The sequence below is a fragment of the Catellatospora sp. NPDC049609 genome, assembly GCF_040675365.1.
GTDB lineage: Bacteria > Actinomycetota > Actinomycetes > Mycobacteriales > Micromonosporaceae > Catellatospora.
This window is the reverse complement of the sequence record NZ_JBFAOU010000496.1, coordinates 1-1,026: the sequence shown is the minus strand read 5'-3', so window position 1 is coordinate 1,026 and position 1,026 is coordinate 1. Positions and strand designations below refer to the sequence as shown.

At 61.0% G+C, this 1,026-nt stretch carries 1 protein-coding gene; it reads left to right on the top strand.

From position 1 onward, the window contains the following. Positions 1 to 989: hypothetical protein (locus tag AB0J67_RS41385; RefSeq protein ID WP_363491328.1), on the top strand; the 989-nt coding region annotated here is incomplete at its 5' end. Positions 990 to 1,026: the final 37 nt, after the last annotated feature.

Genomic DNA, 1,026 nt, shown 5'->3' with positions numbered 1-1,026 from the left:
CCACACCCGACCTCGACTACACCAACCCCACCACCGCCAACCTCTACACCTACACCGCCAACAACCCCATCGGCATGATCGACCCCAACGGCCTCAACCCCGGAGGAACCTGCGTCTACGGCGACTGCAAAGGCAGCGAAAACCTCCCCGTACACGGCGCCGAAGAAATCACCGTTATCGGCCAAGCCCCCAGCATCGCTAACCACGACCCGTACGACGCCATGCTCGCCCACGCCGACACCGTCGAAGCTAGAGGCCCATTGAGTGACAACCAGTGGTGCAACGGCTGCCCGCCCAGACATCACTACTGGGACCAAGGCATGGCCGGGACATACCCCTCCCCCACAGGTAACGGCTGGGAACACGGAACGAGAAGCGACTACTACTCAGACGTCCGCTCCGTCGCGATGATCAACGGAGCAGCGGCCTTCCTCACCGACGGAGCATCAGCAGGCATTCCTATCCCCACAGGAGGGAGCCGAGGCGGCGGATCCCGCGCTGGCGGCGGCGGAAAGCCAAGCGGTGGCGGCGATGGCTTCGCGGCGCGGCCTGGCCAAATTGCCATTGGCGCCAACGCGGCTGGCAAAGTTGGTGCCCTGCCGATGCTTTTTCGAGTGGATTATGAAGGTACATTCGCTGTCCGGATGGGCAACGTGGTCACCTATACGGGCAGGATCGAGGCTGCCACCGTAGCGGCGATGGTCAAACTCGCGAAGAGCGCCGGGATTAAGAAGGTGCACGTTGCCACCGGGACACATGGCAGACAGGACGGTAGCTGGGCGGGTAATGACCCGAGGCGAGCTGACGCGTCCTTGTATTCTGAGGACTTCCGTATGAAAATGGAATCGCAGGGGCGAGAGTTTGCCATAAGGTTGTACGACATGGACCAAGCGCAACACCGAGAATTTTTCAAGGCGCTCTCAGCGGAGCGGCCCGACGAGTTGTTTATCATTGGGTTCTGCTTTAGTGACCAATGTAACTACAGGTAATCGGTGTGCCGGTGCGTGGTTCTCGCTCCACGCACCG